At 66.6% G+C, this 22994-nt stretch carries 20 protein-coding genes; 5 read left to right on the top strand and 15 right to left on the bottom strand.

Translation table 11 applies throughout. The features are described 5' to 3' along the window. Positions 1 to 22: 22 nt before the first annotated feature. From C8C94_RS12450 to C8C94_RS12440, 3 genes are all read left to right on the top strand, one after another. Entirely contained in the window at positions 23 to 340 is a 318-nt protein-coding gene (locus tag C8C94_RS12450) for a BON domain-containing protein (protein WP_055395483.1), read from the top strand. A 169-nt stretch (positions 341 to 509) separates the two neighbouring features. Next, positions 510 to 1685 (top strand): putative zinc-binding metallopeptidase, encoded by a 1176-nt coding sequence (locus tag C8C94_RS12445; RefSeq protein WP_121420922.1) that lies wholly within the window; start codon positions 510 to 512, stop codon positions 1683 to 1685. Between the two features lie 145 nt (positions 1686 to 1830). After that, positions 1831 to 2790, top strand: a complete 960-nt coding sequence (locus C8C94_RS12440; protein WP_055395479.1) for an alpha-E domain-containing protein — start codon at positions 1831 to 1833, stop codon at positions 2788 to 2790. On the opposite strand, the gene C8C94_RS12435 is transcribed toward C8C94_RS12440, so the two are convergent. The 3 genes from C8C94_RS12435 to C8C94_RS12420 all read right to left on the bottom strand — a co-directional run bounded on the left by C8C94_RS12435 (position 2756) and on the right by C8C94_RS12420 (position 10032). Continuing rightward, positions 2756 to 3727: a transglutaminase family protein gene (locus C8C94_RS12435; protein ID WP_055395477.1), complete on the bottom strand. Its 972-nt coding sequence runs from the start codon at positions 3725 to 3727 to the stop codon at positions 2756 to 2758. The two genes, C8C94_RS12440 and C8C94_RS12435, sit on opposite strands and share 35 nt — an antisense overlap. 2 nt (positions 3728 to 3729) lie before the next feature. After that, positions 3730 to 6375 (bottom strand): circularly permuted type 2 ATP-grasp protein, encoded by a 2646-nt coding sequence (locus C8C94_RS12430; RefSeq protein ID WP_121420921.1) that lies wholly within the window; start codon positions 6373 to 6375, stop codon positions 3730 to 3732. Between the two features lie 159 nt (positions 6376 to 6534). Beyond that, entirely contained in the window at positions 6535 to 10032 is a 3498-nt protein-coding gene (locus C8C94_RS12420) for a DUF2126 domain-containing protein (protein WP_121420919.1), read from the bottom strand. A gap of 161 nt (positions 10033 to 10193) precedes the next feature. On the opposite strand from C8C94_RS12420, the gene C8C94_RS12415 reads away from it, so the two are divergent. Continuing rightward, the gene (locus C8C94_RS12415) at positions 10194 to 10916 is read left to right on the top strand and encodes an alpha/beta fold hydrolase (protein WP_121420918.1); all 723 of its coding nucleotides are present in this window, start codon (positions 10194 to 10196) and stop codon (positions 10914 to 10916) included. Positions 10917 to 11087: 171 nt separating this feature from the next. On the opposite strand, the gene C8C94_RS12410 is transcribed toward C8C94_RS12415, so the two are convergent. From C8C94_RS12410 to C8C94_RS12360, 11 genes are all read right to left on the bottom strand, one after another. Then, positions 11088 to 12473, bottom strand: coding sequence for an FAD-binding oxidoreductase (locus tag C8C94_RS12410; protein WP_121422833.1), 1386 nt, complete (start codon positions 12471 to 12473; stop codon positions 11088 to 11090). Positions 12474 to 12573: 100 nt separating this feature from the next. Beyond that, entirely contained in the window at positions 12574 to 13359 is a 786-nt protein-coding gene (locus C8C94_RS12405) for an ABC transporter permease (protein WP_043566071.1), read from the bottom strand. 131 nt (positions 13360 to 13490) lie between these two features. Beyond that, positions 13491 to 14333 carry an ABC transporter ATP-binding protein gene (locus tag C8C94_RS12400; protein ID WP_055394826.1) on the bottom strand — a complete coding sequence of 281 codons (843 nt, stop codon included), beginning with the start codon at positions 14331 to 14333 and terminating at the stop codon, positions 13491 to 13493. Between the two features lie 207 nt (positions 14334 to 14540). Next, positions 14541 to 15545 (bottom strand): ABC transporter substrate-binding protein, encoded by a 1005-nt coding sequence (locus C8C94_RS12395; protein ID WP_055394828.1) that lies wholly within the window; start codon positions 15543 to 15545, stop codon positions 14541 to 14543. 85 nt (positions 15546 to 15630) lie between these two features. Beyond that, positions 15631 to 16494, bottom strand: coding sequence for a creatininase family protein (locus C8C94_RS12390; protein ID WP_055394830.1), 864 nt, complete (start codon positions 16492 to 16494; stop codon positions 15631 to 15633). A gap of 29 nt (positions 16495 to 16523) precedes the next feature. Then, positions 16524 to 16988 (bottom strand): RidA family protein, encoded by a 465-nt coding sequence (locus C8C94_RS12385; protein WP_063463092.1) that lies wholly within the window; start codon positions 16986 to 16988, stop codon positions 16524 to 16526. Next, complete coding sequence (locus C8C94_RS12380; RefSeq protein ID WP_121420917.1) at positions 16985 to 18313, bottom strand: amidohydrolase family protein; 1329 nt, start codon at positions 18311 to 18313, stop codon at positions 16985 to 16987. Before C8C94_RS12380 ends, C8C94_RS12385 begins: the two co-directional genes overlap by 4 nt. Positions 18314 to 18336: 23 nt before the next feature. Further along, positions 18337 to 18924 carry an NAD(P)H-dependent oxidoreductase gene (locus C8C94_RS12375; RefSeq protein WP_056641493.1) on the bottom strand — a complete coding sequence of 196 codons (588 nt, stop codon included), beginning with the start codon at positions 18922 to 18924 and terminating at the stop codon, positions 18337 to 18339. A 32-nt stretch (positions 18925 to 18956) separates the two neighbouring features. Further along, positions 18957 to 19259 (bottom strand): 2Fe-2S iron-sulfur cluster binding domain-containing protein, encoded by a 303-nt coding sequence (locus tag C8C94_RS12370; RefSeq protein WP_121420916.1) that lies wholly within the window; start codon positions 19257 to 19259, stop codon positions 18957 to 18959. Positions 19260 to 19448: 189 nt separating this feature from the next. Then, positions 19449 to 20105, bottom strand: a complete 657-nt coding sequence (locus tag C8C94_RS12365) for a TetR/AcrR family transcriptional regulator (protein ID WP_121420915.1) — start codon at positions 20103 to 20105, stop codon at positions 19449 to 19451. Between the two features lie 78 nt (positions 20106 to 20183). Next, a complete protein-coding gene (locus C8C94_RS12360) occupies positions 20184 to 20711 on the bottom strand; it encodes a nucleoside deaminase (RefSeq protein WP_121420914.1) in 528 nt (175 codons plus the stop codon). Positions 20712 to 21148: 437 nt separating this feature from the next. On the opposite strand from C8C94_RS12360, the gene C8C94_RS12355 reads away from it, so the two are divergent. After that, a complete protein-coding gene (locus C8C94_RS12355) occupies positions 21149 to 22147 on the top strand; it encodes an isopenicillin N synthase family oxygenase (protein ID WP_121420913.1) in 999 nt (332 codons plus the stop codon). Between the two features lie 30 nt (positions 22148 to 22177). Here C8C94_RS12355 and otnI read toward each other — a convergent pair whose 3' ends face one another. Next, positions 22178 to 22975, bottom strand: coding sequence for a 2-oxo-tetronate isomerase (gene otnI, locus C8C94_RS12350; RefSeq protein ID WP_121420912.1), 798 nt, complete (start codon positions 22973 to 22975; stop codon positions 22178 to 22180). Between the last annotated feature and the right edge of the window lie 19 nt (positions 22976 to 22994).

Genomic DNA, 22994 nt, shown 5'->3' with positions numbered 1-22994 from the left:
ATTTTCAAACAAGGACAACACCATGAAATACGCACGTGCACTCGCCTTTGCCGCTGTCGCTGGCATCACCATCATCACGGCCACGGGCTGCTCGGTGGCCCGTGAACAACAGACCGTTGGCGCCTATGTAGATGACGCCGGCATCACCACCGCCGTCAAGGCAAAAATGGCTGAAGACAAATCCGTCTCCGCCACGTCGATCAGCGTGGAAACGCTCAACGGCACGGTGCAGCTCTCGGGCTTTGCCAAGTCGCAGGCTGAAAAGAACCAGGCTGAAGCCATCGCACGCAACACCAAGAATGTGCGTGAAGTGCGCAACAGCATCGTGGTCCGTCCCTGACAGGATGCCTGAACACTGCGCTGCGGGCTTCCTGCCGGTAGCGCATAGGCACTGACCGCTGAGCAGGCTCCGGGTACCTCCTGGGGCCTGCTTTTTTCATGGGGCGCCAGCAGGCATACCCCTGGGTCTTGCTCGTTTGCCACACCCCACCGGGTATAAGCTCCACACCATGCGGGTATTCAATTGCGACCATTGCGGTCATCTGGTTTTTTTCGACAGCGTGCAGTGCCTGCACTGTGGCAGCGCGCTGGCATTTTTGCCCGATGTGTTGACCATCGCGGCCCTGGCGCCTGCGCCGCAGGATGGCGCCGACCTGTGGCGCCGCCGGGGCGGGCGCGGTGGCTCGGATTACAGCGGTCGCTTGTACCGTATGTGCCGCAACCATACCGAACACCAGGCCTGCAACTTTGCCGTGCCTGCCAACGACTATGCGGAACTGTGTGTATCGTGCCGCCAGACCCGGGTGTTGCCCGATCTGTCGGAGCCCGCGAACATGGGCCGCTGGATGCAGATCGAGGCCGCCAAGCGGCGCCTGTTTTACAGCCTGGCCCGCTTGGGCCTGGAGCCCGCCCCCGGGCGCACCGGACCCGTTTTTGAATTTCTGGCCGAGGTGCCCGGTGGTCCGCCGGTGTTGACGGGCCACCACAGCGGAACGATTACGCTGAATGTGGCCGAGGCCGATGACGATGAGCGCGCACGCCGCCGGATCGCGCTGGGTGAGCCCTACCGCACGCTGATTGGCCACCTGCGCCATGAGTCCGGCCATTTTTATTGGGACCAGCTGGTGCGCGACGGCGGCCGCCTGGAAGATTTTCGCCAGATGTTTGGCGATGAGCGCCAGGACTACGCCGCCGCGCTGGAGGCTCACTACGCCAAGGGCAACGACCTGGGCGACTGGGCTGACCACCATGTCAGCGCCTATGCCACTGCCCACCCCTGGGAAGACTGGGCCGAAACATGGGCCCATTATCTGCACATGATCGATCTGCTGGAGACGTCGGCCAGCTACGCGACCGAGGTCACGATCCCGGGCATTTATGGGGCGCAGCGCAGCAGCGCCATCGACCCGTTTGCCAGCCCGGCGCCTGATTTCCAGTCGATGGTGCAGCACCTGGTGCCGCTGACACTGCTGCTCAACAGCCTCACCCGCAGCTTGGGGCAGCCAGATGCCTATCCGTTTGCGTTGGCAGGCGAGGTGCTGGCCAAACTGCGGTTTGTGCATGACGTGGTGCGCGAAGCCGCCCGGCGGCCCGCCCCAGTCGCCGCTCCGGCTCCGCAGCCCGCACCGGTTCCCAAACAAAACGTCAAAAAAAATAGCAAAACAACCAGTAAGGACGTGCGCTAGCGCCATTTTTTCCTTGGTTTTTTGCCTGCATCAAAGAGCGGCAAGGGTGGCGGCCTGGAACTTGCTAGGTGTCTGCCATGGGGCTGTTGAAACCCCTTGAGCAGCCAGTACCGAGCCACACACGACGCCAAGGGAGGGCGCGACCATGCTGAGCCGCACCGCTGACCATCTTTTCTGGATGGCACGCTATACCGAGCGCGCCGAAAATACGGCGCGCATGCTGGATGTGAATTACCAGAGCGCGCTGCTGCCGCAATCGACCGAAGTCGCCAAGCAGGGCTGGCAAGGGTTGCTGTCCATCAGCGAGCTGCTGCCCGCCTACACCGCCCAGCATGGCGAAGTGACCCCTGCCAAGGTGCTGGACTTCATGGTCAAGGACCCTTCCAACCCCTCATCCATTCTGGCCTGTCTTCAGGCCGCGCGCGAGAACGCGCGGGCCGTACGCGGTGCGCTCAACACCGAGGCCTGGGAGATCCAGAACCAGACCTGGCTCGAAGTGAACCGCCTGATCGCCAGCGGTGCACTGGAGCAGGACCCGGCGCGATTCTTCGAATGGGTGAAGTTCCGCTCGCACCTCTCGCGGGGTGTGACGGTGGGCACCATGCTGCAGGACGAGGCGCTGCACTTCATGCGCCTGGGCACCTTTTTGGAGCGGGCCGACAACACGGCGCGGCTGCTGGATGTGAAGTTTCACGCGGTGCAAAGCGACTTCATGGGCGCGGCCACGGCGCAGGACCAAGACTACGATTTCTACCACTGGAGCGCCATCCTGCTCAGCGTGTCGGGCTTCGAGACCTACCGCAAGGTGTACCGCGACGTGATCACGCCCGAACGTGTGGCCGAACTGCTGATCCTGCGGGCCGACATGCCCCGCTCACTGCACGCTTGCATGAAAGAGGTGCTGGGCAACCTCGACATGCTGGGCAGCGGCCAGTCGGCCGAGACCCAGCGGCACGCGGGGCGGCTGCTGGCGCACCTGAAGTTCGCACGCATCGATGAAATCCTGACCCATGGACTGCACGCCTACCTCACCCAGTTCCTGGAGCGGGTGAACGACCTGGGCGCGCGGATCAGCCGGGACTTTCTGGTGCCTGCGGCGGTGTGAGGGGTGTATCTGGTGCGTCTGGCGCAGCGGCCATAGCGGCCGGCACCGGCTCCACCGTCACGCCCACCTGCAGCACATGGTGGTCGCCGCCGTGGATCACGCCGCGCAGCGGCGACACATCCGAAAAATCGCGGCCGATGGCCAGGGTCACGTAGTCCTCGCCCGCCGCGCGGTCGTTGGTGGGGTCCAGGTCAAACCAGGTGTTGTCGCCTGATGCGCCATCACTTTCGTCGGCTGCCGGTGACCACACCGACACCCAGGCGTGCGAGGCATCGGCCCCCACCAGCCGGGGTTGTCCGGGCGGGGGCTCGGTCAGCAGGTAGCCGCTCACATACCGCGCCGCCAGGCCCAGGCTGCGCAGGCAGCCGATCATCACGTGGGCAAAGTCCTGGCACACGCCCCGGCGCAGCCGCAACGATTCGAGCGCGGGCGTGCCCGCGTCGGTGGCGTTGGCGGTGTAGGCAAAGTCGGCATGGATGCGCGACATCAGGTGGCGGGCGGCCTGCATCAGCGGGCGGCCGGGTGCAAAGCTCTCGGCGGCATAGGCCACGAAGTCGGCATGCCGGGGAATATAGGGCGACGCAAAGCTGAACTCGGTGGCCGCGTGGTAGGGCTGGCCGCGCCGATAACCCAGGCGCTCGCGCACGGCCTCCCAGGGCTCGCCGGGCGGTGCGGCGGGCACGGGCAGGGTCTCCAGCAGGCTTTCGGCGCGCACCCGCAGTTGCTCGTGGGTGAACGGCAGGCTGAAGAACGCGCGGGTGTTGCCAAACACGTCCTGCACCATGTTGCACTGTGTTGGGGCGGGGTCCACCTGCAGGCTGTGGGTCAGCACACGCTGCACCACACCGGTGCGCGGACGCAGATGGGCCATGTGCTGGGCGTTCTGCACCGCCGGGCTGTAGTGGTACACCGTTTCGTGGATGACGCGCAGCTTCATGGTCAAGCTCCTACGCTGTGCCGAAGTGCATCCGCCGAATGCGTGAAGTAGCGCGTGGCCAGCACATCCGACAAGCCCATCACGCCCCGCACACACCGGCCCAGATATTCCTCCAGAGTGGCATGGCGGCCTTCGGCGTCCTGTGCGCACAGGGCCACCAGCGACAGGTCGGACGCTTCGGGGATGCCCGTGGCGGCGGATTCGCAGGGCGTACCGGCGGTCGCTTCGATCTTGGCAATGCGCCCGCGCAGCGTCTGTGCGACCCAGGCCAGCGAGCGGGGGTTGTCGCGGTCGATCACCAGCAGGTCCAGCAGGGCGGGCATGTCGCGCCGCTGCTGGTACTGCGCGTGGAAGGTGATGGTGCTGTCAAACAGCGCCACCATGGCCTCGAAGCCGCCCTCATCGTGCACGGCGCCGGTCTGCAGGCCACTTTCCAGCGCCGAGGCCAGAAAGCCCAGGCGCTCCAGGTGGCGCCCGATGGACAGCAGGCGCCAGCCGTCGTCGCGGGTCATGCGGTCGGTCTGCTGGCCCGTCATGGCTGCGGTGTGGCCGCTCAGGCCTTCCAGCTGGCGCAGCGCGTCCAGCGGCGAATAGTCGCCGTCGTCTTCGGCTCCTGTGCGGGGCGCAAAAAACTCCGCCTCGGCGCGCACGATGAGGTTCCAGTGTTCCTGCGACAAACGGTCGCGCACGGCCGAGGCCGCACCCAGGATGCCGCGCAGGTTGTAGCCCACGCTGGTCACCTGCGCGGGCTGCGTCAGCCCGGCGATCAGCGAGCGCTCGAACACGCGCCGTGCCTGCCCGGCCGCAGGCACGGTCGGTAGCACCAGCCCCTGGCTCACGCCCATGGCGCTCAGCCAGGTCAGCAGCGGCTGCGAGGTCTGGTCCTCCCCATTGAGGCATTGCAGCGTGATGCGCGCCAGGCGCGTGACGTTCTCGGTGCGTTCGGTGTAGCGACCCAGCCAGAACAGGTTTTCGGCCGCGCGGCTGGTCACCTGGCGGCTGCGGTGCACCACGGCGGGCGCGGCCTGGTTGTGGGCCAGCAGCGTGGTGGTGTCCACGGGGCCATCTGTCTGCACCCATACATCGGCGCTGCTGCCGCCGCGCTGCATGGATGTAATGCCGCTGTCGCCCTGGGCCAGGCGGGCCAGCCCGCCCGGCAACACGCGCCACGAGCCGGGGCCGTCGCACACCGCAAACACGCGCAGCATCACCGAGCGGGGGGCGATGGGGCTGCCGCCCTGGCCCGCACCTTCTGCGGCTTCACTGCGCCAGGTGGGCATTTGCGACAGCGGCAGGTGGGCCTGCACGGTGTATTCGTCGCCCTGGGCTTCGATGCGTGCGGACCACTGCGCCAGGTCTTGCGCCGACAGCGCACCGCCCAGCACGGGCACGCGCTGCGCCATGGGCCAGGTGGGGCGGATCACGCTGTGCGCGAGCTGCGGCAGCACCGCCTGCATGGCCGAGCGCTCGCCACACCACCAGGTGGGCAGCGACGGCAGGGCCAGCTCTTCGCCCAGCAGGTGGCGCGACAGCGCGGGCATGAAGCCCAGCAGCGCCGACGATTCGAGGAACGCCGAGCCCGGCGCATTGGCCACCAGCACGTTGCCCGCGCGGATGGCCTGCAGCAGGCCGGGCACGCCCAGGCGCGAGTCGCTGCGCAGCTCCAGCGGGTCCAGAAACTCGTCGTCCAGGCGCTTCAAGATGCCGTGCACCGGCTGCAGGCCGTGCAGCGTCTTGAGGTACAGCCGTGCATCGCGCACGGTGAGGTCGTTGCCCTCCACCAGCGTCAGGCCCAGGTAGCGCGCCAGGTAGGCGTGCTCGAAGTAGGTCTCGTTGTACGGGCCGGGCGTGAGCAGCACGATGCGCGCATCTGCCCCCGCCGGGCTCATCTGCCGCAGCCCGTCGAGCAGTGCGCGGTAGGTGGCGGCCAGGCGCTGCACATGCATCTGGCTGAACGCCTCGGGGAACAGGCGCGAGATGAGCAGCCGGTTCTCCAGCAAATACCCCAGGCCTGAGGGCGCCTGCGTGCGCTGCGTCACCACCCACCAGTCGCCCTGCGCATCGCGCGCCATGTCGAAGGCCGCGATGTGCAAATGGGTGCCGCCCACGGGCTGCACGCCATGCATGGCGCGCAGGTAGCCCGGGTGGCCCTGCACCAGCGCGCTGGGCAGCAGGCCTTTGCGCAGCAGCTCCTGCGGGCCATACACGTCGGCCATCACGCGGTTGAGCAGGCGTGCGCGTTGCAGCACGCCGCGCTCGATGTGTGCCCAGTCGCCCTGCGAAAGGATCAGCGGGAACAGGTCCACCGACCAGGGCCGTTGCGGGCCGTCGGCGTCGGCATAGACGTTGTAGGTGATGCCGTTGTCGCGCACCTGGCGCTGCAGGCTCTGCATGCGCCGATCCAGGTCCTGGAAGCCCTCGGGCCCCAATTGATCAAAGAATTGGGCCCAGGCGCTAGTGATATATGGCTTATTTGCTATTGATTTGGGAGTGGCTGATGCAGTGGCAGCGCCGGGGGCGTCCGCCACGCTGGCACCCCGCAACTCGTCAAAATGCCCGGACGCCGCAGCAGGCGCCAGTGCAGCCGCCAACTGGGCTGCGCTGTCAGAAGGGTCGGGGGTGGGGAGGCTGTCGTTGGATTGGTTCACTGCGCTCGATTTTCGGGCATTTGGTCGACAACACTCTGCGGGTAACCCGCACCGTCGAAACTGGCGGGGCCGATGCCAGAGACGCCAAGCAAGGGCCGCCCCGCAGCAAGGGCGTCGTCCCCCTGGGGGGAAGGCGCGCAGCGACTCAGGGGGGCTTCTCTACCTCCGCATCTTGCGCCGCAGATCCAGCGTGAACGGAAACTCCCGGCTGCCCGGCAGTTCAATGGTCGCAGGCGGCACCGCCAGCCGGCCCGGCGTGTGGCCCATGCGCGAGAAGCGCGCCAGGCGGCGGCTTTCGGCCTCATACGCGTTGACCGGGAAGGTGTCGTAGTTGCGCCCGCCCGGGTGCGCCACGTGGTACTGGCAGCCGCCGAGCGAGCGGTTCATCCAGGTGTCCACGATGTCGAACGTGAGCGGTGCGTGGGCGCCAATGGTCGGGTGCAGGGCCGAGGGCGGGTTCCATGCCTTGTAGCGCACACCCGCCACAAACTCGCCGGTCGTGCCCGTGCTTTGCAGGGGCAGCGGCTGGCCGTTGACGGTGACCACATGGCGGCTTTCGTTCATGCCCGTCACGCGCACCTCGATGCGCTCCAGCGACGAGTCCACATAGCGCACGGTGCCCCCGGCGGAGCCTTCCTCGCCCATCACATGCCAGGGCTCCAGCGCGTTGCGCAGGGTCAGCTCCACACCCATCGACTTGACGGTGCCGACCATGGGGAAGCGGAACTCGAACTGCGGTGCAAACCAGGCCGCGTCAAACGCGTAGCCTGCGGCGTTCATCTCGGCCACGACGTCGTGCATGTCCTGCTGGATGAACGTGGGCAGCATCCAGCGGTCGTGCAGCTCGGTGCCCCAGCGGGCGGCGGGCGCGCGGTAGGGCGTCTTCCAGAAGCGGGCGATCAGGGCGCGCAGCAGCAGCTGCTGCACCACGCTCATGTGGGCGTGGGGCGGCATCTCGAAAGCGCGCAGCTCCAGCAGGCCCAGGCGGCCGGTGCTGCTGTCGGGCGAGAACATCTTGTCGATGGAAAACTCGCTGCGGTGGGTGTTGCCCGTCACGTCCACCAGGATGTTGCGCAGTGTGCGGTCCACCAGCCAGGGCTGCATGTCCTGGCCGTAGACCGCGCGGTTGGCTTCGATCTCGCGCAGTGCGATCTCCAGCTCATACAGCTGGTCGTTGCGGGCCTCGTCCACGCGCGGCGACTGGCTGGTGGGGCCGATGAACAGGCCGCTGAACAGATAGCTCAGGCTGGGGTGGTTGTGCCAGTACAGCAGCAGGCTGGCCAGCAGCTCGGGCTTGCGCAAGAACGGCGAGTCAGCCGGTGTGGCGCCGCCCATCACAAAGTGGTTGCCGCCACCGGTGCCGGTGTGGCGGCCATCGGTCATGAACTTCTCGGCCGACAGGCGCGTCTCCCATGCGGCCTGGTACAGAAACTCGGTGTGCTGCACCAGCTCCTTCCAATGGCTGGCGGGGTGGATGTTCACCTCGATCACGCCCGGGTCGGGCGTGACTGCCAGCACCTTCAGGCGTGCGTCGCGCGGGGGCGGGTAGCCTTCCAGCACGATCTTCACACCCAGCTCTTCGGCCGTGGCTTCGATGGCGGCCAGCAGGTCCAGGTAATCATGGAGGCGCGCCAGCGGCGGCATGAAGACATAGAGCACGCCGTATTTCTCGCCCACCTTCTCGGCCTTGGGGCCGCTGGCGCGGCGTGGGTCGCGCACCTCCACGCACAGGGCCGTGCGCGACAGGCCTGCGGCCGACTGGAACTTGCCCGGGGGCTGCGTAGCTGCATGCGGGTCGGGCTGACCGGACAGGCGCGCGTTATCACCACCCGCAGTGCTCTGCGTTACGCGCCGTGCCTCGCCAGGGGCGGTGGCGCCTGCCAGGTAGGGCAGGTCGCGGTCGCCAGTGACCGGGCCTGCTGGCACGGAATACCGCGCCCGCAGCGTGGTGGCAGCGGCCAGCGGGCTTTGGGGCGCGGTCGGGTCTTGCGGGATCAGGTGCTCGGTGTCCGATGCCTTCACCCAGGGCAGGGCGTCCAGCGGCAGGCGGTAGCCCATGGGCGAATCGCCGGGGATGAGCAGCATGCGGTCATCGCGGAAGAACCACGGCCCGGTACTCCACACGCTGCCCGCCAGCGTGCCCGCGCCTTCGCCTGCCTGCAGCGGCAGCACATAGCCCACCACGCTGTCGAGTTTTTGCTCGAACACGCGGCGCAGGCGGGCGCGCTCCAGCTCGTCGTCCAGGCGCGCGTCAAACGGGTCCACGTTGACCGGCAGGCGCCGCTCGCGCCACAGGTAGTAGAAGGTGTCCTCATAACCGGGCTGGATGTAGCGGTCCGTCACGCCCAGCTTGCGCGTGAGGTGGCGCACAAAACGCTCGGCGTCGGCGCTGGTGTAGTGCGAGGGGTTGCGTTCGTCAGCAAACAGCGCGGGGTTCTGCCACGCGGGCTGGCCGTCGGCGCGCCAGCAGATCGACAGCGCCCAGCGCGGCAGCTGCTCGCCCGGGTACCACTTGCCCTGGCCAAAGTGCAGGAAGCCGCCCTGTCCATATTCGGCACGCAGCTTGTGCGTGAGTTCGGTGGCAAAGCCGCGTTTGGTGGGGCCCAGGGCATCGGTGTTCCACTCGGGCGCGTCGCGGTCGCCCACGGCCACAAAGGTGGGCTCGCCGCCCATGGTCAGGCGCACATCGCCCGCCACCAGGTCGGCGTCCACCCGCTCGCCCAGCGCCAGCACGGCCTGCCACTGGTCTTCGGTGTAGGGCTTGGTCACGCGGGGCGATTCAAAGATGCGCGTGACGCGCATCTCATGGCTGAACTCCACCTCGGCTTTGTCCACGCCGCCTTCAATCGGCGCGGCGCCCGAGGGCTGGGGTGTGCAGGCCAGCGGGATATGGCCCTCGCCCGCCATCAGGCCGCTGGTGGCATCCAGGCCGATCCAGCCCGCGCCGGGCAGGTAGACCTCGCACCAGGCGTGCAGGTCGGTGAAGTCGTGGTCGGTGCCGCTGGGGCCATCGAGCGCCTTCACGTCGGGTGTGAGCTGGATCAGGTAGCCCGACACAAACCGCGCCGCCAGGCCCAGGTGGCGCAGCAGCTGCACCAGCAGCCAGCCCGAGTCGCGGCACGAGCCGCTGGCCTTTTGCAACGTTTCCTCGGGCGTCTGCACGCCGGGTTCCATGCGGATCAGGTAGCGGATGTCTTGCGATACCTGCTGGTTGAGCTTGACCAGGAAATCGATGGTGCGCTGCTTGCTGCGGTCCACCTTGTCCAGATAGGCCTGCACCAGCGGTGTCATCGGGTCGGTGGCCAGGTAGGGCGCCAGCTCCTGCTGCACATCGCTGCTGTACTTGAACGGGATGTTCTCGGCCTCGGGCTCCAGGAAGAAGTCGAAGGGGTTGTACACCGCCATCTCCACCACCAGGTCCACCGTGACCTTGAACTCGCGCGTCTTCTCGGGGAAGACCAGCCGCGCCTGGTAGTTGGCAAACGGGTCCTGCTGCCAGTTGATGAAGTGCTGCGCAGGCTCGACCTTGAGCGAATACGAAATGACGTTGCTACGGCAGTGGGGCGCGGGCCGCAATCGGATGGTCTGTGGCCCGAGGCCTACCAGCCGGTCGTATTGGTAATGCGTGACGTGGTGGAGCGCGGCGTGGATGGGCATATGCAGGCCATGCTAGCAAGTCCCGAGCCATCGCGGGCAACTATTCCAGGGGCGGTGACAAGCGGTCATCGGCTGTTCACAATGTGCGGTCCGTGCCCCGCTCCCGAGGCTGTCTCCCTTTTGCTGACCGCGCACCAACTTGGTGATGCCCTGATTCACCCATGTCCCATTCCCCCCAACTTCTGCTCCTGCCCGGCCTCGCGGCCGATGAACGCATGTGGCGCGGCGTGCTGCCGCTGCTGCCCGCCGCGCTGCGCCCCGCTGTCGCCACGGCCCACCAGGATGTGGGTCTGCACACCATCGAGGACTTTGCCGCCCGGCTGCTGGCACAGCACGCGGGGCCACTGGTGCTGGCCGGTGCATCGATGGGCGGCATGATCGCCATGGAAGCCGCGCGCCAAGCGCCGGAGCGTGTGGCCGGGCTCGCGCTGCTGGGCACCACCGCGCGGCCCGAGACGCCGGATATGCGGGCGCTGCGCGAAGCCGCTATCGAACTCTTTGAACAAGGCCGCCTGCGCGAAGTGATCGAGCCCAACGTGGCCTTTGCCTTTCATCCTGACAACGCCACGCGGCCTGAGCTGGTGCAGGCCTATCTCGACTTTGTGCTGGACGCAGGCGCCTCCCACCTGGTTCGCCAGAACCGCGCCGTCATCCATCGGCCCGATGCCCGCCAGCACCTGCCCGGCGTGGCCTGCCCGGTGCTGGTGGTATGCGGCGAGGCTGACCAGCTCACGCCGCCCGAATGTTCGACTGAGATTGCGGCGCTGGTGCCCGGTGCTGAGCACCACCTCTTGCCGGACAGCGGCCACATGCTGACCATGGAGCAACCTGAAACGGTGACACGGCTGCTGGTGCAGTGGCTGGCGCGCAGCGGATGGATCTGACCTGAGCTTCCTTCCTCTCGCCTTGTGGACGAGGGCGCAGTGGTGGGCGGGATGGACTTAGAGCGGCTCAAAAAACTCAGCGAAGCGGCCATCCCTAGGCGTTCGGCCTCAGGCAGTACAAGGAGTACGGCAAGGTGGGACAACGACGCCAGGGAAGTTTGTGAGGCGCTCTCAGGCAGTTTGTCGCGCTGGCTTTGTCTCGGGCGCCAATTGTGTTGCCGCATACCAACTGCGCAGCTTGCCAGGGTTGAGCAGGCCCTGGGGGTCAAAGCGGCGCTTCATTCCCACCACGGCCGGGTCCAGGTTGTTCTGCTTGCCGTCTTCCACGATGTACACGTGCGGGTTGTTGATCTGCACGCCGTGGTCGCGGTAGATCTGCATGATCTGGTTCAGGCGCTCTTCGGTGGTGTAGCGGATGATCTGCAGGCCGCTGCAGTTGAAGGCGCCTTCCTTGGTGCGCAGAAACTCCAGGTGCATCATCACCTCGCCCTTCAGTGCGGCCTCCAGCGCCTTCACCTGCTTGAGGCGGTGCATGGGGTTGAAGCCGCTCTGGATATAGGTCAGGCCCTTGTCCACCTTGAGGGCGTGCAATGTGGTGTGGTTCCAGGTGTATTCGAGCAGCGTCTTGTGGCTGCTGGCCACTTCATCGGCCGTCTTGCGGTAGGTGACCTGGCCGCCGTGCTGCGCCACCATGTCGCGCATGCCCGCCTCGGAGTGCGGGGCCACCAGCAGCAGCACCGCATGCTGGTCAGCGGGCAGGTGCTCGGCCAGGCTAGTGAAGTACTGCGGGATGGGGGCGGCCACAAAACACACTTCCTTTTTCTCCAGCCCGGGTGCGCTGCCAAAGCGGTCGGCAAACTCCAGCGCGGCGTCAAACTGTTCGAAGGTGGCGATGCATTCGGTCCACTCCACGGCAGGGGTCAGGGCCACTTCCAGCTCCAGCACGATGCCGTTGGTGCCGTAGGTGTGGTGCAGCAGCATGGCCTCGGGGCCGCGCAGTTCAATGATCTGGGGCTCGGGCTCCACCGTCATCGCGCGCACGGCCAGCACATTGCCGGGCGCGGCCAGCGGGCCGTGGTTGATGGAGCCCGCACCACCAAAGCCGCCGCCAAACAGCCCGCCCAGCGTGGCGCTGCGGTAGGTGCTGGGCAGCCAGCGCAGCTCTTGCCCCAGGGGCTTGGCTTGCGCATCAAAGTCCGCCAGCCGGATGCCCGATTGCGCGCGGCCCACGCCGCCGCGCACCCAGCCAAAAGCGTTGTAGCCCGACAGGTCCAGGATCACGCCGCCGTGCAGTGGCGTGCTCTGGCCGTAGTTGCCGGTGCCGCTGCCGCGCACGGTGAGGGGGATGCCCGCGCTGGCGCAGGCGGCCACCACCTGGCGGATTTCTGCTTCGGTGCGCGGGCGCACGGCGATGTCGCCGCGCTTGCCCGCCAGGTCGCGTTTGAGCACGGGGCTGAACCAGGCAAAGTCCTGCGAGAGGCGGCCCACGCGCAGCGGGTCGGCAATCCAGTCCAGGTCGGGCAGCAGGTCGGGCAGTTGATGGGCGGTGGTGGTCATGTCGGTATCTCCTTGGCCGCTGGTGGCCGTTTTGGGCAAAAGGAAGCCCGTGCCGCGCGCCAGTGGCTGCGCGCGGTGTGTTGGCGGTGGGGGGAAAGGTCTAGTCGTGCGACGTTTCGCTGGCGTGCCAGCCGCCCAGGGCGACGCGCGTGAGCCATGCCATCAGCACAAACAGCGCGACGCCGGTGAGTGAGATCAGCAGCAGCGCAGCAAACATGCGCGGGATGTTGAGTTGAAAGCCCGCCTGCAGGATCTGGTACGCCAGCCCCGCACCCTGGCCCCCGGTGCCCGCCACAAACTCCGCCACCACAGCGCCGATGAGCGCCAGGCCACTGGAGATGCGCAGCCCACCAAAGAAGTAGGGCAGCGCGCTGGGGATGCGCAGGCGCAGCAGGGTCTGCAGCCGCGTGGCACGGTTGAGCTGGAAGTAGCTTTGCAGATCCGGCTCCACACTGCGCAAGCCCAGCGTGGTGTTGCTGATGATGGGGAACAGGGCGACCAGTGCGGCGCAGATCACCATCGATGCTGTCGGGTCCTTCACCCAGATGATGATGAGCGGCGCCACGGCCACGATGGGCGTGACCTGCAGCAGCACGGCATAGGGGAAGAGCGCGGTCTCGATGCGTTTGCTCTGAACGAACAGGAACGAGATCAGCACGCCCGCCACCGTGGCCACCACAAAGGCCAGCACCGTGATCTTGACGGTGACCCACAGCGAGCCGCCCAGGGCGGCCCAGTCGGTGAACAGCGTCTTCATCATCAGGATGGGCGAGGGCACCAGGTAGGGCGGCAGCTCCATGGCCGTGACCAGGCCCTGCCACAGCGCGATCAGCACCAGACCGACGAGCACGGGGTACACCACGCGCTGCACGCGGGGCTGGGCCATCAGTGGCGGGCGTTTGGGCGTTGTCTTGGTGGCAGGTTTGGCAGCGACTGGTGCAGGCGCTGAGCGCGGGGCGGCTGTGGGGTGCGCGGTGACCACGGGCGACGCCATCGGTGCGGAAGGGAAAGGGGTGCTCATGCGACGGTTTCCTCGGTGTCCACGCTGGCGCGCAGCAGGCTGTCCTGCAGCAGCTTGGCGTAGCGGCTGAATTCGGGCGACACCATGAAGTCGGCCGTGCGGGGGTAGGGCGCGTCGATGCGGAACTCTTCGACCACGCGGCCAGGGCGTGCGGCCATCATGACCACGCGGCTGGAGAGGAACACCGCCTCGTGGATCGAGTGCGTCACAAAGATCACGGTCAGCTTCTTCTTGCGCCACAGATCCAGCAGATCGGCGTCGAGCTTGTGGCGCGTGATTTCGTCGAGTGCACCAAAGGGCTCGTCCATCAGCAGCAGGTCGGGCTGGGTGACCAGGCCCCGCGCGATGGACACGCGCATCTGCATGCCGCCCGACAGCGCGCGGGGCAGCGCTTTGGCGAACTTGGAGAGGCCCACCAGTGCCAGCGCCTCGGTCACGCGGGCGTCAGCTTCCTCGCGCGGCATGCCCGCCAGGTCCAGCGGCAGGCGCACGTTGGTCTGCACACTGGCCCAGGGCATGAGCGTGGGCGACTGGAAGACAAACGCCATCTTCTTGCCGCTTTCGTCCAGCTGCGCCACGGGCTTGCGCCACAGGTGCAGGCGGCCGTCGGTGGGCTCCAGCAGGCCCGCCACCATTTTCAGCAGCGTGCTCTTGCCGCAGCCCGAGGGACCGAGCAGGGTGACGAACTCGCCTTCCTCAATGGTCAGGTCCACCGGCAGCAGGGCCTGGGTGCCATTGGGGTAGGTTTTTTCGGCGGAGAGCACCTCCACGGCGGGTGTGGAATAGGTGGCTGGCGTCGGGGCGTGCACCAGCGGCGGAGAGTCAGCGGGGGATGTCATGGTCGCCTTTCGATGGATGCGGCCGTGGGGTGGGGTGCGGCGGCTGTGTCAGGGCTGGGGTGGCAGCGGGTGGTGCGGGTAGTGCGGGTGGTCCACTGGGCCTCACTCCACACACCGTTCGGGCTGAGCCTGTCGAAGCCTTGCGCGGCGCTTCGACGGGCTCAGCGTGAACGGTGGAGGTGGGGGGATGGAAGCCCGTGAATCCAATCAGGGAAGAACCTTGAGGTCCTTCACAAAGGCCGTGTTGTAGGTCTCGGCCAGCTTCACCTTGGCAGGGTCGATGAGCTTGGCGTCCACCAGGAAGTCGTAGCTGGCCTTGGCGCGTGCGTCGGTCATGATGCCGATGCCCATCGTGGCGGCATCACCCCCGGTGGCCATGCCCATTTCCTTGAGCTTGGCCACGCTGTAGGCGAGCTGCTCGTCGGTCATGTTGGGGTTGTCCTTCTTGATGAGTGCGTTGGCCGGGGCTGGGTCGGCCAGGTAGCTCTTCCAGCCTTCCATCGAGGCCTTCACAAACGAGGCCACGGCGGCGCTGCGGTCCTTCACCGTTTTTTCCATGCACGAGATGGTGGTGGCGTAGGCTGGGTAGCCCTGGTCGCTGAACATCAGCGTGTTGGCCTTGACGCCCGCCTTGGCAATCGCAAACGGCTCGGACGTCAGGTAGCCCTGCTGGGCGGCGTTCTTGTCGGCCACGAAGGGCTGAATGTTGAACGTATAGGGGCGCGTCTGCGAGTCGGTGAAGCCGTACTTGGCCTTGAGCCAGGGCCAGTAGCCGCGCTGGGCCGCCGAGGCGATCAGGATGGTCTTGCCCTTGAGGTCTTCGAATTTCTTCACGTCCTCGTGTGCGATGAGCACCTGCGGGTCCTTCTGGAACACCGCCGCCACGTTGACCACCGGCACGCCGCCTTCACGCATCTGGATCATCTGCAGGTCGCTCGATCCCATCACGCACTCGGCCTGGCCGGCGGCCATCATCTGCACGATGTTGACCTGTGGGCCACCCATCTTGATGGTCACGTCCAGCCCATACTTTTTGTACAGGCCCGTAGCCACCGCCTGGTAGAAGCCGCCATGTTCGGCCTGCGCGTACCAGTTGGTCATGTAGGTGAACTTTTCCTGCGCGTGGGCAGTGCTCGACATGGCGCCGACGGCACCAACAGCGAGCAGCGCGGCTGCACCAATTTTGGAAAGGCGGGAGGCGGTCTTCATCATGGTGGTACTCCGGTAGGGGGTGGAGGTGGAACGAAGGGACAACGAAGGGGAAGGCGAAAAGGTTTTGCGGTGGCGTTCGCAGGTTTCAGGCCAGTGCGGACGGGTGCTCGATGTGGCCGGTGTGATGGGCCCGGCCCCAGGTGGGCTCAGCGCGCGGTGCCCACTGCAGCTTGTGCAGCTCGGTGATGGCGGCCGCCCAGCTCACGGCCAGCGAGTCGAGGATGGCGTGGCCCTGCTCGGCCGTGGCGGGCAGCGGGTCGCCAATGATTCCGCTGGGGCCGAAGTCGCGCGCACTCCAGGCGCAAGCAGGGCGGCCGTCGGGTGAGAGCAGGGGCGAGTCAAAAACGGGCGGGTAGTTGACCACCGCGCGTTCCATGTGCACGGTGTCGGGGGCCAGCGCCAGCATCAGTGCGGTTTCGCCGTGGCCCGCATGCATGGCCAGGCGTTTTTCCTTGTCGGAGAGGAATTTGCCCGCCACATGCGGCACGCGCCAGGTGAAGCTGGGCACCACGATGAAGTCGCCATGGCGCAAGCGCAGCTCGCGGGCGCACATCTCCATCACCTGCGGCTGGCCGCCGTGGCCGTTGACGAACAGCAGCTTGCGAAAGCCCGCGCGGTACACCGACTCGCCCACCTCGTTCATGGTGGCCAGCAGGGTCTCGCCGCTCAGCGTGACGGTGCCCGGGAAGTGCAGGTGTTCTTCGGACTTGCCGTAGGTGATGGGGGCCATCGCAAACGCAGGCACATCGGCTGGCAGGCGCGCCAGCGCATGGCCCACCACGCCTGCGCTGATCACCGTGTCCACCGCACAGGGCAGGTGCGGGCCGTGCTGCTCGGTGGCGCCCGTGGGCAGCACGATGACGGTGTTCTCCTTGTCCGGCAGGTCTGCGATCTCGGTCCAGCTCAGGTAGGGCAGGTAGCGGTGGGGCGGGTTGTAGCCGTGCAGCATTGGGGGGTCTTTCGTGAAGGAAGGCGTTGTTAGCGCAAAGGGAGGTAGGCCGTGGCCTCCACCTCGATGAGGATGTCGGGCGTGGGCAACATGCCGCTCACTTCCACCACGGTGGACGCGGGTGGCTCGCCGGGGAAGAACAGCTTGCGCACGCGGCTGTACTGTGGGAAGTGGTCCAGGTTCTTGAAGTACTGCACCAGCTTGAACACGTCGGACATCTGGCCGCCTGCGGCCTCGATGGTCTGGCGGATGCGGTCGAGCACGTACCAGCTCTGCGCGAGGATGGGGCCCTCCTTGATGTCGCTGCTGAACTCGCCCGTGCGGCCAATCAGCGTGGCGGCTTCGTCAGGGATGTCGGCATACCCGCGCACGATGCGGCTGGCGGCAGGGTCCACGGCGATGATCCCGCTCAGGTAGATGAAGTCGCCTGCGCGGCGCCACGCGGCGTAGCGGGCCAGGGGCTGGGCGATGCCGGGCGCAGATATGGGACTCATGCAAGGCTCCTTGCGGATTGGGTTGTGGGCACATGCCAGGCAGCCGGTGCATGGCCGCTGGCGACGCGGCCCTGGCGCAGCACCACGCGGCCCTGCGCGCCTTGTGTGCGCGACGGAAAGCCCCAGTGGTCGGCCTGCGTGAAGACCAGCAGGTCGGCCACCGTGCCGGGCTGCAGCGGCAGCGCCGTGGTGCCAGTGCGGCCGGTGCGCAGCCAGTCGGCACGGCACAGCGATTCGCTCCATTGGTCGAAAGGTGCATCCAGCTGCGCCGCCAGCACGCCCGTGGCCAGGGCTTCCAGCGGGTCAAAGCTGCCCACGGGGCAGAACGGGTCTTGCACGTTGTCGCTGGCGACCAGCACCGGGATGCCACGTGCGCGCGCCTCCTTCACCAGCGTCAGACCACGCTGGCGCGGTGTGCGGCCGGTGGTGGCGTCCTGCAGCAGCAGGTTGGTGATGGGCAGCGTGACCAGCGTGATCGGGCTTTGTGCCACCGCGTCGAGCGTGGCGAGGGCCGTGGCCTCGTCCTGTGCGGCCAGGGCGCAGGTGTGGCCGCAGACCACATGGCCTTCAAAGCGCAGTTCCTTGACCAGTGCGGCCGTGGTCGCCAAGCCCTGGGCGCCGGGGTGCAGTTCTTCGTCCACATGCAGGTCCACGTTCAGCCCGTGGTGTTGTGCGGCTTCCAACAGGTGGCGCAGCGCTTGCGGGTCCCAGTTGGTGGAATGCACAAAGCCGCCCAGCAATGCGCCGGGGCCGCTGGCGGCCACGGTGGCGGCCAGCCGCAGGGCGGCGCTGCGGTCTGCGTACAGGTGCAAGGGGATCAGGCTCACACGCTCTAGCGTGATGCGGTCGGCCCAGTCGTGGGCCAGTGCGCGCAACACGTTCCAGGCCAGTGGCTGCGCGTCGGGCTCCCACCAGTCGCAGTGGGTGCGCAGGTGCACGGTGCCTGCGTCGTAGGCCCATTGCAGCCCGCGACTGGCGCGGGCGTGGATGTCGGCTTCGGTCCAGCCCTGGCGGTCCACCATCATGGCCTCGATGGCGCCCAGCAGGCCTGGTTTGACCACGCCCATGCGGGGTAGGGTGAAGGCCTTGTCCAGGTGGGTGTGCGCATCGACCAGGCCGGGCAGCACCAGCGCGCCTGCCACGTCCCACACAGCGCCGTGTAGCGCAGGCTGGGTGCCGTGGGGCAGCACTTGCAAGATGCGGCCCTGGGCCAGGCGCAGATCGGCCAGTGCGGGCTGGTGGCCCTGCTGCGGCCACGCGGAGGGCAGCAGCCAGCGCGGCAGCCGGGCGCGCAGGATGTGGTCGGGGGTGTTGGATGCGTGCATGCCGTGGCCCTTAGAACGTTGTCTTATGCAAAGCGCGCCATCGCCTGGCCCACGCGGGCCTTGAAGGCCGCCAGCCGGGGCGGTGTGGCCACGTTCATGTGGTAATAGGCGTGGTAGTCCACCCGCGCCTTGCCGCCCGTGAGCAGGCGCATGTAGCGGGTGATGGACTTGCGCGGCGGGTCGCCCATGAACAGGGCCGTCCAGCGCGGGCGGCCGTAGGTGACCACTGCCGAGATGCGCTGGATGTGCGTGAGCGAGGGCTTGACGTTGTGCGGATCGCTGATGTCAAAGGCCACGCCGGGCATGAGCACGCGGTCGAAAAATCCCTTGAGCATCGCCGGCATGCCAAAGCACCAGGTGGGAAAGCAAAACACCACGGCTTCGGCCCAGAGCAGGCGGTCCACATAGCCCTGCACGGGCAACTGGTTGCTGGGCACCTCGTGGTAGCCCAGGCGCTCTTCGCGTGTCATCACGGGGTTGAAGCCCTCGGCGTACAGGTCGCAGTCGTCAACCTCGTGGCCCGCGCCGCGCAGCTGCTGCACCACCTCGGTGTGCAGGGCTGCGTTGTAGCTGGTCTCTACCGGGTGGCAATAGATCACGAGGATGCGCATGGCGGGGGTCCTTCGGGTTGTGGGGGATGGGCCTAGAGGTCCAGCGTCAGCGTGGCGCTGTGGCTGCGTGCGCAGCACACGGCGACGTGGGTGGCATGCTCTGCAGTGCTCAGGCAGCTGTCGCGGTGGTCGGGCTCGCCGTCCAGCCAGCGGGTCACGCAGGTGCCGCACACGCCCTGCTCGCACAGGGTTTCGAGCGGCACGCCAGCGAGCTGCAGCACATCGGCCATGCTCTCGCCGGGGGCGACGGGCAAGCGCATCTGGCTGCGCTGCAGGATCAGCTCGAATGCGTGTTCTGTGCGGGCGGCGTCGGCGGTGTCAGGGGCTGTCTGCATTGTTTGACCATGTGATTTGATCGATTGGTCAAACTATTGCAAAGGCTGTGCCAGCCACAAAAAGCGGTCAAACGTCTTTGTGGTGGATCAACGCGGCCTGAAAGGGGCTTTTGACGCCGCGTGCTGGTGCAAATTGCCTGGGATTCGCCCCTCGGGCACCCGAGGCATGCCCAGAATGGGGCGGGGGCCTTAGTCTGGTGCGAGGCCGCAGCCCAGTAGCACAAAGCTGGTGAGTTCGCGCACGATGGGCTCGCGGTCGATTGGCTCGTCGGGCGCCAGGCCCAGCATGATGTGCACCTGCACGCCGTAGTCGGCGTAGTGCTGCGTCATGCCCCAGATCTGCATCAGCAAAACCTTGGCGTCCACCTTGCGCATGCGGCCTTCGGCAATCCAGCGGTTGATGAGGTCCACCTTCTGCTGGGTGGACTTGACGGCCACGGGCCAGTATTTGCCCAGGTTGCGCCCACCGCCCAGCACCTCGGTGGTGAAGATGCGCGACAGGCCCGGGTTGTCCAGCGCGTAGTCGAGCTTCTTGCGCACGTAGCTGCTCAACACCTTCTTGGGATCGTCGCTGTTGCTGTCAAAAATGAAGGCGCCCGACCAGCCGTTGAGCACCGAGTACAGCAGCTCTTCATAGAGTTCTTCCTTGCTGCTGATGTAGTAGTGCAGCTGCGGCTTGGTGAGGCCCGCGCGCTCGGCAATAGCCTTGGTGGATGCCCCTTTGAACCCGTGGCGGCTGAATTCGGCAACCGCCGCCTCGCGGATGGCGGTGAGGATGCGCTCGCGCCCTTGTTTGGCGCGGCCCAGGAGTGCGCCTGAGGCGACATCGGTTTCGGTTTCAGTCATGGACGGGCGGGGTGCGGGATGCGCGGCTTGCAAGAGACAACAGGTAGAAGATAGCGATTTTGCGCGCTACTGCTCGCTTCACGCTTTCCAGAAGCCGATGTGGGGAACGCTGGCCTCCTCGATCAGCGCGGGGCCAATGCACTCGATGGAATGGGGCGATGCTGCGAACACATCGCGGCAGGACAGCTCTGCATCGCGTTGTTCCGCTCGCTCGCCGCGATAAACCCGCAGGCGAACGGCGTCAATGCCAAACACCACGCGACCGATGCCAGACCAGAAAATTGCGCCTGCGCACATCACGCAGGGCTCGGCCGACGAGTACAGCGTGGCCTTGGCCAGTGCATCGCGGCCCACGCGGGGGCTGAGCTGGCGCACCGCGTTGGTTTCGGCATGGCCCGTGCAGTCGCCGGTTTCGGTGGTGTTGCAGTAGGCCTCGGCAAGCAGTTCGCCGCCTGCGCCCACCACCACGGCGCCAAATGGACGATTGCCGCGCGCTCGTGCCGTGCACGACCAGACGATGGCCTGGCGCAGGTAGGTGCCGTCGGTGTCGTTGATGGGCGTGGGGTCGTCAAAACTGGCAGGGCGTGCAGACATGAGCGCGTACATGGTGTGTCTCCGTCGATGGTGTGGTGGTGTGCTCTTCGTTGTTCAACGCCAGGCCGTCTGCACGCCCGCCGTTGTGGTGCGGGGCGCTATGCATTTGGCATGCCAATCACAATCAGTGACATGTATGCATGGCTTTCGGCGCGCTGTACACAAGCGCTCTGACTCTGCGCGGGCACAAACGCAAGGCGTTGTGGGCATTCTTCTTGCATCGCCATTGGCAAGAGTAGAAGCGTTCACTGCGTTGCCCCCTGTGCAGTCCTGCACGACGCGATGCCAGTCGGAAATTGCTCTTGAAGCCCGCTGTGCGCACAGCGGTGTGCGCTTGCACACCGTGGCTTCAAGGGTTGAACGGACGGCCGCTGCAGGCGGTGCCAGACGCTCTTGGAGCACCCAGCGGGAGGGCCTTTCTTCCTTCCACTTGTCTTCAGGAGAACTGCATGACCACCACCACCGCCACCTACGACCTCGCCGAGCTGCAAAAAGAAACGCGCATGGGCGCGATGGGCTCGGAAACCGCGAGCCGCGAGATCCGCCGCATCGACCTCAGCCACTTTGCTCAGCGCAAGACCGAGATTGCCGACCAGCTATGGGACGCCGCAGTCGATGTCGGCTTTTTCCAGATCGTGAACCACGGCATTGACCTGGCCGAGGTGCACAAAGCCTTTGCGATGACCGAGCGCTTCTTTGCGCTGCCGCATGCCGTGAAGGCGCAGTACCCGCTCAAGAAGGCGCTCAACGTGGGCTGGGAGAGCCGCGCGCAGGTGCGCCCCTCCACCGGCACACCGGACCAGAAGGAGTCGTACCAGATCACCCGCCCGCACATGGCGGGCCTCTGGCCCACTGACGAGGAGCTGGCGGGCTTTCAGGCCACCATGCTGACCTTCGAGGAACAGTGCTGGCAGGTGGCCATGCAGGTGCTGTCGTGTTTTGCATGGAAGCTGGGGTTTGACGAGGCCTTCTTTGCCCGCGCGCACGACCCTGCACAGGCCAGCTACCAAAGCACCTTGCGCCTGCTGCACTACTTTGCGACCCCGCTCGAGCAACAAGCCAGCCTGGGCCTGTGGCGCGCCGGGGCGCATACCGACTTTGATTGCCTGACCCTGCTCTTTCAGCGCCAGGGCCAGGGCGGCCTGCAGGTGTGCCCGGGCAAGGAGATGGACACCCAGGCCTGGACCTCGGTGGAGCCCGACGAGCGGGCCATCACCTGCAACATCGGGGACATGCTGATGCGCTGGAGCGACGACCAGCTGCCCAGCAACTTCCACCGTGTGAAGAACCCGCTGCCGGGCGAGTACATGGGCCCGCGCTACAGCATTGCCTTCTTTGCCCAGGCCAACCGCGACGCCATCATCGCGGGGCCCGGCAAGAAGTACCCGGCGATTGCTGCGGGTGACTACCTGAACCAGCGGGTGGCGGCGAACTTCAAGGCGTATTGATGGCGCGTAGGCCGCCGGTGGCCGTGCGGATTACAGCCAGGGCTGGAGCCAGCCCAGCCCGTCGCTGGTGGCATGGGCTGCCGCGCCGCGCGCGGGTCGGTATTCGCAGCCAATCCAGCCGTCATAGCCCATGCTGTCCAGCAGCTTGAACAGGTAGGTGTAATTGATCTCGCCCACATCGGGTTCGTGGCGTTCGGGCACACCGGCAATCTGGAAGTGGCCGACGTTGCCGGTCGGCAGGTATTGGCGCACTTTCATGGCCAGGTCGCCTTCCACGATCTGGCAGTGGTACAGGTCCATCTGCACCTTGACGTTGGTGGCACCGATCTCGGCGATCAGCGCGTGGGCCTGGTCCTGGCGGCTCAGGAAGAAGCCGGGCATGTCGCGGCCATTGATGGGCTCCAGCAGGATCTGGATGCCGTGCGGTGCAGCCTGCTCGGCAGCGTAGCGCACGTTGGCGATGTAGGTGGCGCGCACTGTGGCTGCATCGGCCCCTTGGGGCACCAGCCCGGCCATCACGTGGATGCGGGGGCACTGCAGGGCTTGGGCGTATTCCACGGCTTTGGCAATGCCTTCGCGGAATTCGGCCTCACGCCCCGGCAGGCAGGCCAGCCCGCGCTCGCCCGCATCCCAGTTGCCGGGCGGCGCGTTGAACAGCACCTGCTGCAGGCCGTTGGCTTGCAGCCGGGTGGCTAGTTCTTGCGCCGGGTAGGCGTAGGGGAAGAGGTACTCCACCGCCTTGAAGCCATCGCGGGCAGCGGCGGCAAAACGGTCGAGAAAGTCCGCGTCGTTGTAGAGCATGGACAGATTGGCGGCAAAGCGGGGCATGAAAGGTTCCTGAGAAAAA

This window comes from Acidovorax sp. 94, from assembly GCF_003634645.1.
Lineage (GTDB): Bacteria > Pseudomonadota > Gammaproteobacteria > Burkholderiales > Burkholderiaceae_C > Acidovorax > Acidovorax facilis.
This window is presented reverse-complemented; position numbering and strand designations above follow the sequence as displayed.